Genomic DNA, 15,072 nt, shown 5'->3' with positions numbered 1-15,072 from the left:
TCTGAAATTTGAGTCAAGTGCCTATTGAAAGAGGAAAATGCTTACGATTGGGACAAACGTTTGCACAATTTCTAGATTAACAAAAACGCAAACATTTGTATGAAATCCAAAAAATTCTGAACAGGGGCTTGATCGGGTTAAGCGCATGCAGAACAAAAAGGGGAAGGGATGATTTACACATGAAAAAAGGTAAAAAATTTAGCTTTATGACACTCTCGCTTGCCATGACGGTCTTTTTGGCTGCATGCGGCACCGGTAACAATGCACCGGCCGAAACTGAACCAGCACCTGGGGCAGAGACACCACCTGCTGAAGTAGAGGAGCTGCTTCCTGAAGAAGGCGCTGAGCTTACCGTATGGGATGGCGGCGATCAAAAAGCATTTATCGAAGAAGTGGCGAAAGCATTTGAAGAGAAGCATGGAGTCAAAGTCACCTTCACTGAGCTTGGAGCTGACAAGGCAATGAGCCAGATGGTAACGGACGGACCTGCTGGTGTAGGCGCTGACGTATTCGCAGGCGTACATGATCAGATTGGTCAAGGGGTTACTGCAGGGGTTATTATGCCAAATGACTGGTTTGAAGAAGAGACCAAAGCGAGAAACAGCGAAGTGGCTGTTAATGCTCTGACATATGACGGAATTTTATATGGTTATCCCAAATCGGTTGAAACAACGGCTGTATTCTACAACAAAGATCTGATTGATGCTGTTCCTGCTGACTGGGATGGTGTGAAGGAGTTTGCAAGCACTTTTAATGATACGAAGAGCAATAAATTCGCAATTATGTGGGATGTAGGTAATGGTTATAACGCGTTCCCGTTCTTTGGCGGATATGGTTCTTATGTATTTGGAAGTGATGGTACAGATCCTACAGATATCGGCTTGAACAATGAGCAAGGAATTGAAGCAGCGACTTTCCTGCAAAGTCTGAAAGAAATCCTGCCGCTTAATTCCTCCAACATTAATGGTGACATCCGTAAATCCTTGTTCACTGAAGGCAAGCTGGCGATGAACGTATCAGGTCCTTGGGATGTGGGTTCTCTGAAGGAAGGTGTAGCTAATCTCGGAGTTGGCGTATATCCTAACCTGCCTAATGGTGAGCCGATGAAGCCGTTCTCTGGCGTGAAGAGCTATTTTGTAAATGCAAATACGAAGTACCCGAATGCGGCTAAACTGTTCGCTGACTATATTACAAATGCTGAGAACCAAACGAAGAACTTTGAAATGACAGGTGCGCTTCCTGCAAATACAGAAGCTGCAGCAAGTGAAGCGGTGAAGAGCGATGAGATTGCATCCGCCTTCCTTACACAATTCGAGAATTCTATTCCGATGCCTTCCATTCCGGCTATGGCACAATTCTGGTCCCCAATGGAAGCAGCTCTGTCCGAGCTGTGGAATAACAACAAAGATCCTAAAGCAGCGATGGACAGCATGGTAGAACAAATGAAGAGCAACATTCAAACAGGTTCTTAATACGTAGATTAATATGTAGAAAAAGAAAAGAGGCCATCGCGTGAGACTTCAGTAACATGAGTTTCTCGCGGTGGCTCCATACCATCTATCGGAAGGAAGGGCTGGGACCATACATGAGTAGAGGACAATCACCGGCAATGATGTCAACCGGGAAGCCGCAGTCGGCTTCGGGGAGCCATGCCCGCACAGGCGCTATTTTATCAGCAGTATTCATGGGGCTTGGGCAATGGTATCACAGACAATGGGTAAAAGGCGCAATCTTTTTTCTAGTCGAAGTCATTAGTTTATATTTGATCATTACACAGCTGGGGGCCAATTTATGGGGGCTCGTAACACTTGGAGATTCACCTGCCAGAATGGAGAAGGTAGGACGTCTATATCAAAATGTGCCGGGCGATCATTCCATATTCATGATGATATATGGGCTTGTGGCATTGATATACTTCGTGCTTCTTATTGCTTTTTACATTGGAAATATTAAGGATGCTCATCGTATCGGACAGCTCCGTGATCAAGGGAAGCAGGCACCATCCTTCCGCGAAACGGTAAAGCAGCTGCTGGACAAAGGGTTCCCGTATCTGCTGCTGTCACTTCCGACCATCGGTGTGCTCTTTTTTACTATATTACCGATTTTGTTCATGGTCCTGATGGCCTTCACGAATTATTCCGCTCCTGACCATATCCCGCCGAAGAATCTTGTGGATTGGGTCGGTTTCGATACCTTTAAGAATCTCTTTACGCTGACGGCTTGGAGCAATACCTTCTTTGGCGTATTGATCTGGACTATTATCTGGGCGATTGTGGCTACGGTAACGACGTATTTTGGAGGTATCCTGGTCGCATTGCTCATTCAGCAGCACGGTATTCGCTTCAAGACGATGTGGCGGACGATTTTCATTATCCCGTATGCGATACCACAGTTCATCTCGCTGCTGATTATGAAGAACCTGTTCAATTCGCAATTTGGACCAATCAATCAGTATTTAGGCATGCTGGGACTTGGCGGGCTGCCGTGGCTGAATGACCCATTCATGGCCAAAGTCACCGTTATCCTCGTCAATATGTGGATTGGTATTCCGGTATCCATGATTCTTGTGCTTGGTGTGCTTACAGCGATTCCGAAGGATTTGTATGAAGCGGCCGAAGTAGACGGTGCTTCTGCATTCCAGAAATTCCGTAACATTACAATGCCCTTTGTATTATTCCAGACTGCACCGATTCTGATCATGCAGTTTGCGGGTAACATCAATAACTTTAACGTCATCTTCCTGTTGACCGGGGGTGCTCCGGCGAACGGTGACTACGCATTTGCGGGTAGTACAGACCTTCTCGTAACGTGGCTTTACAAGCTGACGCTGGATAATCAAAGGTACAACTTTGCATCTGCGATCGGCATTCTCATATTCTTAATCATCGCCTCGTTCTCGATCTATAACTATCGCAGAAGTCGTTCGTTTAAAGAGGAGGATATGATTCAATGAAGAGAAAAAAACGGATTAAGCTCACCTTCAGTTATATTTTGCTGATTCTGATCGCCATCGTATGTATATATCCTGCTCTATGGATTATTATGTCCTCCTTTAAAGTCGGGGATTCCTTATACAGTGAGACGATCATACCTGAACAGTTTACACTTCAGCACTATAAAGATCTGTTTTTGCCGCAGGCAGACAAGGACATTCCTTTTCTCCAGTGGTATTGGAACACGTTGAAGATTGCGGTCACCAGCATGGTGCTCGGTACGATTATCCAAGTGCTTACTGCCTATGCGATGTCTCGGTTCCGGTTCAAGGGACGTAAGACGGCCATGTCAGTTATCCTGATTCTTGGGATGTTCCCAGGTTTCATGAGTATGATTGCGGTATACGTAATGCTCCTGCAAATGAATTTGCTTGATTCAGCGTGGGCTCTTATTCTGGTGTACACATCGGGTGCAGCACTCGGTATGTTTGTAGCGAAGGGCTTCTTCGATACCATTCCGCGTGCACTTGAAGAATCGGCATTGCTCGATGGGGCAAGTCATATGAGAATTTTTATTTCTATTATACTGCCGTTATCGAAACCAATTATTACGTACATTTCTTTGATGACATTCAGCGGAGCATGGGTGGACTTTATATTTGCCAGACTGATCCTGCGCTCACGTGAAAATTGGACTTTGGCCGTCGGCTTGTATGAGCTGGTGAACAGCTACACAAGTACCGAATTTACGCTGTTTGCGGCGGGATCTGTTCTCGTAGCCCTGCCGATTACACTCCTATACATGTTCCTGCAGCGCTTCTTGGTGGATGGCTTGACTGCGGGAGCAACGAAAGGATGAGGCTCTATGGCGCCGCGCCATCTGCTTGGGTTAAACAAACGATTTGCTTATCCCGCCATTGTTCTCTTAATGGCTTGCATGCTGGCTGCGTGCAGCAGTGAAGGAGTAGAACAGACGCCGCAGCAAGGAGAAGACCCTGCTGCGGCAGGTACCGAAGCTGGGCAGAAGAGCACGGTTGAGAATGCTCTAGCCGAGGAATCTGAAGCAAGGGGCCATGGTAAAGCTGAGCTCGCTGCCCTTGAACAGCCGTCAACCGTTTATTATGAAATCTTTGTTCGTTCCTTCTATGATTCGGATGGGGATGGGATCGGGGATTTGAACGGAGTTACGGAGAAGCTGGACTACTTAAATGATGGTCAGCCCGGCGGAGATGATCTTGGTGTGGGAGGCATCTGGCTGATGCCAATCAATCCCTCTCCAAGCTATCATGGATATGATGTGACGGATTATTATGATGTCCATCCTGATTATGGAACGAAGGATGACTTGAAGCGCCTGGTGGATGAAGCGCATGAGCGGGGCATTAAGGTTATTATGGATCTGGTCGTCAATCATACGAGCACAGAGCACCCGTGGTTTAAGGAATCGAGTACTTCCTCGGATAGTGCATACCGTGACTGGTACAGCTGGGCGGAGGACACTGGCGAGAATACAACAGGCATGAGTGCCGCAGGCAGTGGACCGGCTTGGCACGAACTGGGCGGCAATCATTATTTGGGTACCTTCTGGAGTGGAATGCCTGATCTCAACTTCGATAATGAAGAAGTTCGAACTGAGATGCTGAGGATCGGTCAGTACTGGCTGGAATTCGGTTTTGACGGCTTCCGGCTCGATGCAGCAAAGCATATCTACGAAGATGTGCAGAGCGATCGAAGTGCTGAGACAACGGCGAAGAATGTCTCTTGGTGGCAGGAGTTTAGAACGGCGATGAATGAGGTCAAGGAAGATGCCTATATTGTTGGAGAGGTGTGGGAGAACTCCCCGGTCTCTGTAGCACCTTACTTGGACAATGCGTTTGATTCGGGATTCAACTTCGGTCTGGCAGATCAAATCATTCGTACGGTGTCGAGCGAAAGGAACGGCGGATTTGTAACTCAGCTGACCCGTAATTACGAGCTGTTTAATGAGAAGTCTGGCGGAGCATTTGTTGATGCCGTCTTTCTGGCCAATCACGATCAGAATCGCGTTATGAGTCAGCTTGGTGGATCGGCAGATCATGCACAAATGGCGGCATCCATTCTATTGACTCTTTCCGGTAATCCCTTCATCTATTATGGTGAGGAGATCGGCATGGAAGGCGCTAAGCCAGATGAGCAGATTCGCGAGCCGATGCTATGGTATCAGGCAGAGGCCGGTGAGGGACAGACGACCTGGCAGACACCGAAGCATAATCTGGGCGAGGCTGCTGTTAGTGTCGAGAGTCAGCTGCAGGACAGCTCATCCCTTCTGTCTCACTATCGTGAACTGATCGATTGGAGAAATGGAAGCAGAGCCCTTACAGATGGGACTATTGCCGATTATGATCTGGATGACGATCAATTGCTAGGGTATGTCAGGGCAGCAGAGGGTGAGCGGGTGCTTGTCCTTCATAACCTCTCTAATGAGGAGAAGGAAGTTGTTCTGGACGATTCAGAAGTGAAGTATACCGAGCTTATACATGCCACGAATGCTGAAGTGCAATGGACAGATCAGACATTGACGCTGCCACCCTATACTTCAGTGATTTTACAATAATTCAGCTATCTTATAATGAAGAAAGACCCTCTCTGTAGCGCCGAGTCCATTTCCTTGACCAGGGCCATGCAGGAGAGGGTCTTTCTTTCTCGTTATTGAGACAAAGGGCAGGCAGAAGCAGAGAAACGGGCAGCTATCTGATCAATAGCACTGCACATATAGAATTTGCCAAGTTGGAAATGCCTGAATAATCGGGAAGGGCTGCGTCTGCAGCAGTACGGTTACCCCTGGATTGGTGAAGAGAACAATACCAAGACGAACAGTTAAGTTAAAAGGATTCGGTCCGGTGATCAAGACGGCCCAGCGGTACGTACAATAAGGCAGCAACCAAGGGAAGCGGGCGCTGCGATATTCGGTCTGCTCTGCTTCCGTATCCTCTGAGTAAGCAGGTGCCTCTTCTGGTCTTGGCCCGCCTAAGCCAGGGAGAAGATTGCCTAGAATTCCTCCAGGAGAACCGATCCCGCTTGGTCCGCCAATTCCTCCAATGGAAGAAGAGCCTATTCCACCTGAAGGGATCTGCCAGGCGGAGCCCCCAGGTCCTGTCTGTTGACTGGACTGAGCAACTAAGCTTTGCGCCTGTGCCGGATTTGAAGTTAACTGCTGATACTGCTGAATGGCTTGAAATGGAGGACTCGGCAATGAGGTAAGTATATTAGAAGGAACGGCTTGAGTAGCATTCGGTGTGGCAGCTAAGCTTGCAACATTAATAGACCCGAGCAAACTTTGAAGTGAACTAGTTCCGCCTCCTGCCACTGAAGGGGGAAATATCGGTATGAATGACAATTGAATCAGCTCCCATACTGTAACTTGGTGCATACGCCCATGTTCTTATATATATGGATTAGGGAGCTTCTGGGTTCCTATGATCATGGCTGAGAAAGGACCAAAATTGTTGACCTGCTGGTGTTAGCTCGTTCATTTTAGATAATGTCACGTACATCATGACATCCTCCTTCGATAGACCGGGGATCGGGAGCTTTGCGACTCGACTATCTGCAGATCGTACAGCACTTGCCGGAAAAAAAGTAATCGCTTTGCCTGCAGCAACCATATTTACAGCTGCTTCGGGTGTCGCTGCATACACTCTCTCCCACAAATGAGCTCCCGTGATCTGTGTAAAACGCTCCATTCGCTCGGATATCCATCCGCAGCTCTCATAATTCACAAACATATACTTACTGAGTTCTCCAGGATGTAAATCTGGCTCTTGCGTAAAGGGGTGGTTTTCCGGGACGAGAAGAATCAGTTCATCTGTTTGAATCAAAACCTTATCAGAAGACTCCTCTAATGGGCTGCCCAGCTTGTCCAGCCTGGCCGCAATAAAGTTCTCCTCACTGCCTGGATCTGATACCTCATCAAACAAGCGGTTTGAAATCCGGATGCCCGGATATTGATCTGCAAATTCTGCGATAAGACTAGATAGATAATAGCTCGAGACAAGGGGATCTGATTTGATCTGAAGACTTCCTTGATTCAGCTCAGTGAACAGCTGTGCGGTCCGCCGTGCCGTCTGATCCAGATTGATCATTTGCTTAGCATAGGGCAGGATGGCTTTTCCCGCTTCGGTAAGCATGATTCTTCCCCGTGCTGAGATAAATAGAGCAGTCCCCATATCCTTCTCAAGGCTCTTCATATGAAAAGAAACCGTGGGCTGCTTCATATCAAGCTCCTTGGCGACATCCGTAACTTTGTTCCACTTATCTATTAACACAAGGATTTGAAATTTGATTAAATTCATTACCATGTTCCTCCTGGTTGAAGCTTTGACATTTGTAAACGAACTTTTAACATCAACATATAGTGATATTGTTAAAATAGACGCAACATTTGGGATATAAGCTCATAAATAGGTTCATTATAAGAGAGATTGCAGGTAAAAAGGCGTGCTTCTTTATATCTATTATAGATTTATTATATGTTTTAATAGATTTCATGTATACATATTTAATACACATTTAACAAAGGATAAATTTTAAGATGATGCACTACCACTAGAATGAATAATGTAAGTGGTGAACACAAATAAGACCACACACAAATTGGGGGAGGACAACCTAACATGTTCAAAAGAGTTAAGAAATTACCTTTAATGATGACTACACTAGCGATGACCGTCGTACTCGCTGCCTGCGGATCAGGTACAAGTACGAGCGGATCTGGAGATACAGACCCAGCAGGAAGTTCTAATGGAGGCGGAGAAGCAACACAGCTTAGCGGTTCCGTGCTTGCAGTAGGATCTACAGCGCTTCAGCCGCTTGTTGACCAAGCTGCACAAGACTTCATGATGGTAGAAGGCAATGAGAACATCACGGTTCAAGTTCAAGGCGGCGGTAGCGGTACGGGTCTTACACAAGTCGCTGATAAGCAAGCAGACATCGGTAACTCCGACGTATTTGCTGAAGAGAAGCTAGAAGCTGATCAAGCATCGCAACTTGTTGATCACCAAGTAGCTGTCGTTGGTATGGCAACTGTAGTAAACAAAGAAGTAGGCGTGACAGATCTGACTAAACAACAGCTGTCCGATATCTTCAACGGTAAAGTAACGAACTGGAGTGAAGTTGGTGGAGCGGATCAAGATATCGTCATCATCAACCGCCCAGCAAGCTCTGGTACACGTGCTACATTCGAAAAATATGCACTTGGCGGAGCTGCTCCTGACCTTGAAGGATCCATCCAAGAAGAATCCTCAGGTAACGTTAAGAAGCTCGTAACAGAAACTCCTGGTGCAATCGGCTACCTTGCATTGTCCTACTTGGATGACACGCTGACTGCAGTTAAATATGAAGGTATTGAAGCAACAGTTGAAAACATTGAATCTGGTGAATATCCAGTGTGGGCTTACCAGCATATGTACACAAACGGCGAGCCGAATGAAGTAACAAAAGCATTCCTTGACTACATGGTTTCTGACGAAGTTCAGAACACTTATGTTGTAGAGCTTGGTTACATCCCGGTTAGCGGTATGCAAGTTGAGCGTGACGTAGAAGGTAACATCACTAAAAAATAATGCTGAAAACGAATTAAGCGGTATGAAATTGTGATTTCTATCATGATTTCGTACATGACCTAATGAGAAGAGGCGGGCAAATTTGCCCGACCTCTTTCGTTCGGTTAACGAGATGATATACAAATTATACTAAAATGATTCAAAAGGATGGTTTAGATGAGCCTAACGAAGAGGGAGCCGGCGCTTGAGTCCGGTGAACAGTCTCGTCCCAAGCGGGAGAAGCATTTCTACGAGGATTGGATCGGTAAAATATATACTTCCATCTGTGTAGTTTTCCTTATCGTCGTCATTGTATCAATTGTTTATTTTGTAGCCTCCAAAGGGCTTGCTACCTTCTTTGTTGACGGCGTAAGCGTCAAAGAATTTTTTACATCAGCAACATGGAGTCCAACATCTGATCCGGCTTCTTACGGGGCTCTGCCATTCATTGTCGGCTCCTTCGCTGTTACAATTCTGGCAGCACTGATTGCAAGTCCCTTGGCGCTCTGTGCGGCACTATTTATGACCGAGATTGTACCTGGCAAGGGCAAGCGAATACTGCAGCCAGCCATTGAGCTCCTGTCCGGTATTCCTTCGGTTGTCTATGGTTTTGTTGGTCTGAGTGTCATCGTTCCGTTACTGCGTTCAATCTTTGGAGGTACAGGGGTTGGTATTCTTGCAGGATGCCTAGTCTTATCCGTCATGATTCTTCCTACCATTACAAGTATTATGGCAGATGCGATTACGTCTCTTCCTGGAGGACTCCGTGAATCCTCATACGCGCTCGGAGCTACTCGCTGGCAGACCATTGCCCGTGTTGTTATTCCGACAATGCTTCCTGCGCTCCTGACGGGTGTTGTGCTCGGTATGGCGCGTGCGTTTGGTGAAGCGCTGGCAGTACAGATGGTCATCGGTAACGCTCCATTTGTTCCAACCTCATTACTGGAGTCAGCATCAACACTAACGAGTGTAATTACGCTTAGCATGGGTAACACGGCAATGGGTTCAGTACACAACAATGCATTGTGGAGTATGGCACTTGTCCTGCTGATTATGACCTTCTTGTTCGTCCTGCTGGTGCGTTTGCTTGAAAGGAGAAACCGGGTATGATGAAACCAAAAACAGCCGACAAATTAGCTACTGGCATCATCATCGCTTTCGCTGTATTTATTATTGCGATCTTGGTGGGATTGATCGGTTATATTATATTCCGCGGCGTCAGTCATATCAGCTGGGACTTCCTTACCAGCCGGCCGCAAAATCTTCGCGGAGGAGGCGGTATTGGGCCGCAGCTCTTTAACTCCGTGTTCCTGCTTGTCTTGACCCTGATCATTACCATTCCGCTCGGCTGGGGAGCCGGTATTTATATGGCGGAATATGCGAAGCCAGGCAAAATTACAAACTTTATTCGATTGGTTGTTGAAGTACTGTCTTCGTTCCCTTCCATCGTTATCGGTTTGTTCGGTTTGTTATTACTTGTTAACACCTTTGGATTTGGCTTCTCGCTCTTGTCTGGTGCACTCGCGCTGGCGGTATTTAATCTGCCGCTGATGGTGCGTACAACAGAGCAGGCCTTCCGTTCTGTTCCAACGGCACAGAAGGAGGCAGGTCTTGCACTCGGCTTGTCCAAGTGGAAGATCATTACTTCCATTCTGCTTCCTGTTGCTCTGCCCAGCATGATTACCGGTACGATTCTTGCTGCCGGACGGATCTTCGGTGAAGCGGCAGCCCTGATGTATACAGCCGGTATGAGTAGTCCGCCGCTTGACTTTACGGACTGGAACCCGTTCAGCGAAAGATCACCGCTGAATCCGATGCGTCCGGCAGAAACACTTGCCGTGCATATATGGAAAGTAAATAGTGAGCAGCTTGCGCCTGATGCGGTTGAGATTGCGGCAGGAGCTTCAGCTGTGCTCGTTATCCTTGTTCTCATCTTTAACCTGCTTGCGCGCTGGCTTGGACGCGTTGTATATCGCAAGATGACAGCAGCTAAGCGTATGAACTAGTAGAATCGGCTTTTTGTATATAGGGAGGTACTTTGAATAATGCCACAACAACCTTTTAGCACAGAGGATCTGAGTGTTTTTTACGGCGAGAAAGAAGCGGTGAAGGGAATCAGCATGGAGTTCCCGAAGAATACCGTAACGGCCTTGATCGGTCCTTCTGGATGCGGTAAATCCACATTCCTGAGATCTTTGAACCGAATGAATGATGAGATCGCAGGGGCTCGCGTTACAGGTCATATCTGGATGGACGGCAAAGACTTGAATGCGCCAGGCACAGATGTTATCAAGCTTCGGCAGAACATCGGAATGGTGTGGCAGAAGCCAAACCCGTTCCATAAATCGATCTATAACAATATTGCATTTGGTCCGAAATACCGTGGTATGAAGAAGAAGAAGGATCTGGACGAAATTGTGGAGAAAAGCCTGCGTCGTGCCGCTCTGTGGGACGAGGTTAAAGATCGGCTGAACGATTCTGCCCTGGCACTGTCGGGTGGACAACAGCAGCGTCTATGCATCGCTCGCGCACTGTCGGTCGAGCCGCAAATATTGCTGCTGGATGAGCCGGCCTCGGCACTAGACCCGGTATCTACAGGTAAGATTGAAGAGCTGATTACAGAGCTCAAGAAAGATCTGCGTATCGTTATTGTTACTCATAACATGCAGCAGGCAGCACGAATTTCCGATTTTACAGCGTACTTCTTCCTGGGCAATCTCATGGAACGTGATGTAACCGAGAAAATATTCTCCAATCCGGAGAACCAATCGACTCAAGAATATATTATGGGACGTTTCGGCTGATCCAAAATCATCGAGTATTCATAATATTCAGAAGAGCACAGCTTATTTACGGCTTCATGAGCCGAGGCTGTGCTCTTTTTGCATAGTAGTCCGTTGAGTCAGGTTATTAGAGAGAGGGATTAAATGGATAAATATAGAAAAAGTATAAATAAGCTTCTTCAATCCAATGCTAACCTGAAAGGGACTATTTATGGAGCAATCATTCGCCAAATGGCGTCGAAAAGGCTTGCTGCTTGGAAGTATCGGGATCTCCAGGATTGGAGATTTTGTCTATCTCATTGCGATTAACGTGTTGATTCTGAATATGACGGGTTCTCCTGCAGCCGTTGCAGGATTATGGATCATTGCACCAGCAGCCTCACTACTGACGAAATTCTGGGCTGGAAGCTTGGTGGATCGATACAATCAGCGGCAGATTATGATCATTACTGATTTGATCCGGACTGTATTTGTAGCTGCCCTCCCGCTGCTGCCCGAGCTGTGGATGATTTATGCCTGCCTGATGATTAACAGTATGGCCTCTTCTATTTTTCAACCGGCTTCGATGACCTATATCGTTAGACTTGTACCAGCAGCAGAACGCAAGCAGTTTAATGCTTTTCAGGGTTTAACGACCTCGGGGGCTTTTCTGGTGGGTCCGGCCATTGCCGGGGTGCTGCTCATATATATGAAGCCTGATATTGCGATCTATATTAACGCAGCATCCTTCTTGATATCAGCCTTCTTGTTATCGCTGCTCCCCAAGCTACCTATAGAGGTGCAAGAGGGAGAAGCGGCAGGACAGAGGATAACATATCGCATGATAGCAGCTGATTGGAGCGGTGTAATGAAGTTCAGTAGATCTAACGCATATGTCATATTTGTCTACAGCCTGTTTCATTTTATTTTACTGCTAGGTATGGCGCTGGACTCACAGGAGGTTGTGTTTATTCGCAGTACCCTTAAGATGTCTGAGCTGGAATACGGATTGATTGTCAGTCTGACAGGAGCAGGAAGTGTCGCCGGAGCATTTCTGAATTCAATCTTAGCAAAATGGATTCCAGTCAAACATATGCTGGGAGGGGGAATGCTGCTTGTATCTGCAGGGTATCTGATCTTCTCCATCTCGAATTCATTCGTATGGGCTGCAGCTGGTTTCATCCTACTGGGCTTTTTCTCGTCTTTCTCCAATACGGGTCTGGCGACCTTTTATCAAAATAATGTTCCTGCAGCCATGATGGGCAGGGTAACAAGCATATTCGGCCTGATGGTTAGTCTGCTTCAGATAGCTGCTATTATAACGTTTGGTGTTATTGCCGAGCTCGTGTCGCTGCGTTACGTCTATTTTACAGTATCGATCGTGCTTGTCCTTCTATCGTTGTTGCTCTGGTTAATTAGTCTTCAGCATTCGAGAGGCGGCTATTTCGATGAAGACAAGTCACAGATTAGATTGTAGGACAGACTAACATGAGCGTATGCAATGGCATTAACAGGGGTAGAAGTATAAGCGAATTAGAAAGAATGCGCATAATATATGATCAGAACAAGAGTGAATATTATCTGAATTCAATACTGCTGCGTAAGGAAATATAACGCAACTCATTTCTATACCAGGCCTCTTCGTTACTTTTGTTGACATGCGGTCAGCTTATCGATTAATCTGTTTATAGTAAATTTATAATTTCAAATAAGTTCAAAATGAATAGAACAGCGGATGAAGATCAATGGGAGAGATCGCGTGGGGAAACCACGGGACACCGAAGGAGCAAGCTGATAAGCACCCGGCTTATACAGCAGAATCTCTCAGGTAGAAGAACCTTGATTCGACGCAACTCTGGAGAGAGCCGATGCGCCGCCAAAGGGGTAAGTGAGAGTGAGGGCGGATTTCGATGCGCCGGCCACTTCTGACGAAACTTTCAGGTACCAGGACAGAGAGAGGGGATTACACCCTTACTCTGTCCTTTTTTGCGTGGAAGAACGGATATTTCTGCACAATATAAGATAGAACTATACGAAATGGGGAGTTATGATGACAAGGTTCAAGGATGTATTCTCAATTATCGGACCGGCAATGACGGGACCGTCCAGCTCCCATACTGCAGGGGCTGTTAGACTTGGGCGTATCGCCCGGCAGTGGCTTGGAACGAGACCAGAGAAAGCGAAAATGATATTATACGGCTCTTTTGCCGACACTTATACCGGACATGGAACAGATCTGGCGCTGATCAGTGGACTGATGAATATGGCTACCGATGATGAGCGGATACCGAATGCAGAGGAATGGGCTGAAAAGCTGGGAATGGAATATGAGTTTGTAACGAGTGGTCTTCCGGCGGCACATCCGAATACCGTCAAATTTGAGCTGTCTGCAGGCGAACGGGCTTGTACGATGGTGGGAGCCTCTATTGGTGGAGGAAACGTTACCGTCTCTTTATTGGATGATTTTCGTGTGCAGCTGACAGGTGATTTTCCTGCGGTGGTATTGAGACACTCGGACAAAGCCGGAGTCATCGCTTCGGTAACATCTGCGATAAGTGAGTCCGGTGTTAACATTGGCTTCATGCAGGTCGATCGTAAGGGCCGGGATGGGGAAGCACTGACAGCGATGGAGACAGACACGATACCGGCCTCTGACGTGCTCATCAGGCTGAAGTCTCTGCCTCATATTTATGATATCAAGGTCATTGATTTGAAGAAGGGGGACGATACGGATGCGGTTTAAGCACTTAAAGGATCTGAATGCAATCTGTACGGCAGAAGGCAAGACACTAGCTGAGCTGATGATTGAAGAACAGGTGAAGGAGACCGGAACACCAGAGGCTGAGGTTGTGAGGCAGATGTCGGATTACTATCAGGTCATGAAGCAGGCTGTGCATAAAGGGATGAACGAGGATACAACCTCGCGCAGTGGATTGACGGGTGGAGACGGCCAGCGGGTCCGCCATTATTTGCAGAACAAACAGAGCTGCTCGGGTGACGCCTCTACACTTGCTATGGCCTATGCGCTTGGTGTGTCGGAAGTGAATGCTTCCATGGGAAGAATTGTGGCAACGCCTACGGCGGGTTCGGCAGGCATCATTCCCGGTGTATTCGTAAGTGCACAGGAGCGTTTTGGCTGGGAAGATGAGCATATGGTTAATGGCTTATTCTCTGCTGGGGCCATTGGTTATGTCATTGCCAACAATTCCTTCATATCGGGTGCCGAGGGAGGATGTCAGGCAGAAGTCGGATCAGCGATCGGGATGGCAGCAGGGGCAATGGTTGAGCTGCGAGGCGGAACACCGGAGCAGGTCGTGCACGCGGTCGGCTTAGCTCTGAAAAATACACTTGGATTGATCTGCGATCCGGTGGCAGGGCTGGTTGAGATTCCGTGTATTGTACGAAACGGATTGGGGGCAGTTACAGCGCTTGCAGCTGCAGATATGGCCCTCGCAGGGGTGCGAAGCGCGATTCCTTCTGACGAAGTCATCGACGTCATGCTTGAGGTGGGGAGCGCAATGCCGAGTCGGCATCGGGAGACCGCACAGGGCGGACTTGCACAGACGCCAACGGGCAAGAAGCTGACGAAACAGCTGGCAGACACGAAGAAGGAAAAAACCAAGCCTAAGAAAGCGGTAGATGAAGCTTAATGAGGTGGATTCAAGAGTTGAAGCATACTGGTGTAAATTCAGGAGCCTAAGAATATGGAACGGTTAAATCCACCGTGTGCCGAGGAATATACCGAGCTCCACTGTGGTGTATCTCTTGTGTAACACTGCAAAATATAAAAATGCCAAG

13 protein-coding genes and 1 riboswitch are annotated in these 15,072 nt (G+C 47.3%); of the genes, 11 read left to right on the top strand and 2 right to left on the bottom strand.

What is annotated here, in order from left to right:
- The first annotated feature begins 179 nt into the window (after positions 1-179).
- The 4 genes from BK126_RS22935 to BK126_RS22920 all read left to right on the top strand — a co-directional run bounded on the left by BK126_RS22935 (position 180) and on the right by BK126_RS22920 (position 5,526).
- Positions 180-1,472, top strand: coding sequence for a sugar ABC transporter substrate-binding protein (locus BK126_RS22935; protein WP_083656114.1), 1,293 nt, complete (start codon positions 180-182; stop codon positions 1,470-1,472).
- Positions 1,473-1,612: 140 nt separating this feature from the next.
- Complete coding sequence (locus BK126_RS22930) at positions 1,613-2,953, top strand: carbohydrate ABC transporter permease (protein WP_047911639.1); 1,341 nt, start codon at positions 1,613-1,615, stop codon at positions 2,951-2,953.
- Positions 2,950-3,792: a sugar ABC transporter permease gene (locus BK126_RS22925; RefSeq protein WP_076314855.1), complete on the top strand. Its 843-nt coding sequence runs from the start codon at positions 2,950-2,952 to the stop codon at positions 3,790-3,792. The genes BK126_RS22930 and BK126_RS22925 overlap by 4 nt, the downstream gene beginning before the upstream one ends.
- 6 nt (positions 3,793-3,798) lie before the next feature.
- Positions 3,799-5,526 (top strand): alpha-amylase family glycosyl hydrolase, encoded by a 1,728-nt coding sequence (locus tag BK126_RS22920; protein WP_076314854.1) that lies wholly within the window; start codon positions 3,799-3,801, stop codon positions 5,524-5,526.
- A gap of 141 nt (positions 5,527-5,667) precedes the next feature.
- Here the strand turns inward: BK126_RS22920 and BK126_RS22915 are convergent, their stop codons facing one another.
- A complete protein-coding gene (locus BK126_RS22915) occupies positions 5,668-6,309 on the bottom strand; it encodes a hypothetical protein (RefSeq protein ID WP_179085589.1) in 642 nt (213 codons plus the stop codon).
- A 58-nt stretch (positions 6,310-6,367) separates the two neighbouring features.
- Positions 6,368-7,264: a LysR family transcriptional regulator gene (locus tag BK126_RS22910; RefSeq protein WP_076314852.1), complete on the bottom strand. Its 897-nt coding sequence runs from the start codon at positions 7,262-7,264 to the stop codon at positions 6,368-6,370.
- Between the two features lie 321 nt (positions 7,265-7,585).
- Between BK126_RS22910 and BK126_RS22905 the strand changes: the two genes are divergently transcribed.
- From BK126_RS22905 to sdaAA, 7 genes are all read left to right on the top strand, one after another.
- Positions 7,586-8,533, top strand: coding sequence for a phosphate ABC transporter substrate-binding protein (locus tag BK126_RS22905; RefSeq protein ID WP_076314851.1), 948 nt, complete (start codon positions 7,586-7,588; stop codon positions 8,531-8,533).
- A gap of 156 nt (positions 8,534-8,689) precedes the next feature.
- Complete coding sequence (gene pstC, locus BK126_RS22900) at positions 8,690-9,622, top strand: phosphate ABC transporter permease subunit PstC (protein WP_047911393.1); 933 nt, start codon at positions 8,690-8,692, stop codon at positions 9,620-9,622.
- Positions 9,622-10,518 carry a phosphate ABC transporter permease PstA gene (pstA, locus tag BK126_RS22895; protein ID WP_047911641.1) on the top strand — a complete coding sequence of 299 codons (897 nt, stop codon included), beginning with the start codon at positions 9,622-9,624 and terminating at the stop codon, positions 10,516-10,518. The genes pstC and pstA overlap by 1 nt, the downstream gene beginning before the upstream one ends.
- 39 nt (positions 10,519-10,557) lie before the next feature.
- Positions 10,558-11,316: a phosphate ABC transporter ATP-binding protein PstB gene (gene pstB, locus BK126_RS22890; protein ID WP_047911394.1), complete on the top strand. Its 759-nt coding sequence runs from the start codon at positions 10,558-10,560 to the stop codon at positions 11,314-11,316.
- Between the two features lie 190 nt (positions 11,317-11,506).
- Positions 11,507-12,751 (top strand): MFS transporter, encoded by a 1,245-nt coding sequence (locus tag BK126_RS22885; protein ID WP_076314850.1) that lies wholly within the window; start codon positions 11,507-11,509, stop codon positions 12,749-12,751.
- 259 nt (positions 12,752-13,010) lie between these two features.
- Positions 13,011-13,123: riboswitch (glycine riboswitch) on the top strand.
- 198 nt (positions 13,124-13,321) lie between these two features.
- On the top strand, positions 13,322-14,017 hold the full coding sequence (gene sdaAB / locus BK126_RS22880) for an L-serine ammonia-lyase, iron-sulfur-dependent subunit beta (RefSeq protein ID WP_256209805.1): 696 nt from the start codon (positions 13,322-13,324) through the stop codon (positions 14,015-14,017).
- The gene (gene sdaAA / locus BK126_RS22875; RefSeq protein WP_076314848.1) at positions 14,007-14,924 is read left to right on the top strand and encodes an L-serine ammonia-lyase, iron-sulfur-dependent, subunit alpha; all 918 of its coding nucleotides are present in this window, start codon (positions 14,007-14,009) and stop codon (positions 14,922-14,924) included. The genes sdaAB and sdaAA overlap by 11 nt, the downstream gene beginning before the upstream one ends.
- The last annotated feature ends 148 nt before the right edge of the window (positions 14,925-15,072 follow it).

Source organism: Paenibacillus sp. FSL H7-0326 (assembly GCF_001955535.1).
Lineage (GTDB): Bacteria > Bacillota > Bacilli > Paenibacillales > Paenibacillaceae > Paenibacillus > Paenibacillus shunpengii.
Note: the sequence above shows the minus strand (reverse complement) of the source record. Positions and strands in the feature narration are given on the sequence as shown.

Excerpts from the sequence above, each read along its gene's own strand:
- BK126_RS22910 (WP_076314852.1), bottom strand. The coding sequence starts at position 7,264 with ATGAATTTAATCAAATTTCAAATCCTTGTGTTAATAGATAAGTGGAAC.
- BK126_RS22930 (WP_047911639.1), top strand. The coding sequence starts at position 1,613 with ATGTCAACCGGGAAGCCGCAGTCGGCTTCGGGGAGCCATGCCCGCACA.
- pstB (WP_047911394.1), top strand. The coding sequence starts at position 10,558 with ATGCCACAACAACCTTTTAGCACAGAGGATCTGAGTGTTTTTTACGGC.
- BK126_RS22905 (WP_076314851.1), top strand. The coding sequence starts at position 7,586 with ATGTTCAAAAGAGTTAAGAAATTACCTTTAATGATGACTACACTAGCG.
- BK126_RS22920 (WP_076314854.1), top strand. The coding sequence starts at position 3,799 with ATGGCGCCGCGCCATCTGCTTGGGTTAAACAAACGATTTGCTTATCCC.
- pstA (WP_047911641.1), top strand. The coding sequence starts at position 9,622 with ATGAAACCAAAAACAGCCGACAAATTAGCTACTGGCATCATCATCGCT.
- BK126_RS22885 (WP_076314850.1), top strand. The coding sequence starts at position 11,507 with ATGGAGCAATCATTCGCCAAATGGCGTCGAAAAGGCTTGCTGCTTGGA.
- BK126_RS22935 (WP_083656114.1), top strand. The coding sequence starts at position 180 with ATGAAAAAAGGTAAAAAATTTAGCTTTATGACACTCTCGCTTGCCATG.
- sdaAB (WP_256209805.1), top strand. The coding sequence starts at position 13,322 with ATGATGACAAGGTTCAAGGATGTATTCTCAATTATCGGACCGGCAATG.
- pstC (WP_047911393.1), top strand. The coding sequence starts at position 8,690 with ATGAGCCTAACGAAGAGGGAGCCGGCGCTTGAGTCCGGTGAACAGTCT.
- BK126_RS22925 (WP_076314855.1), top strand. The coding sequence starts at position 2,950 with ATGAAGAGAAAAAAACGGATTAAGCTCACCTTCAGTTATATTTTGCTG.
- sdaAA (WP_076314848.1), top strand. The coding sequence starts at position 14,007 with ATGCGGTTTAAGCACTTAAAGGATCTGAATGCAATCTGTACGGCAGAA.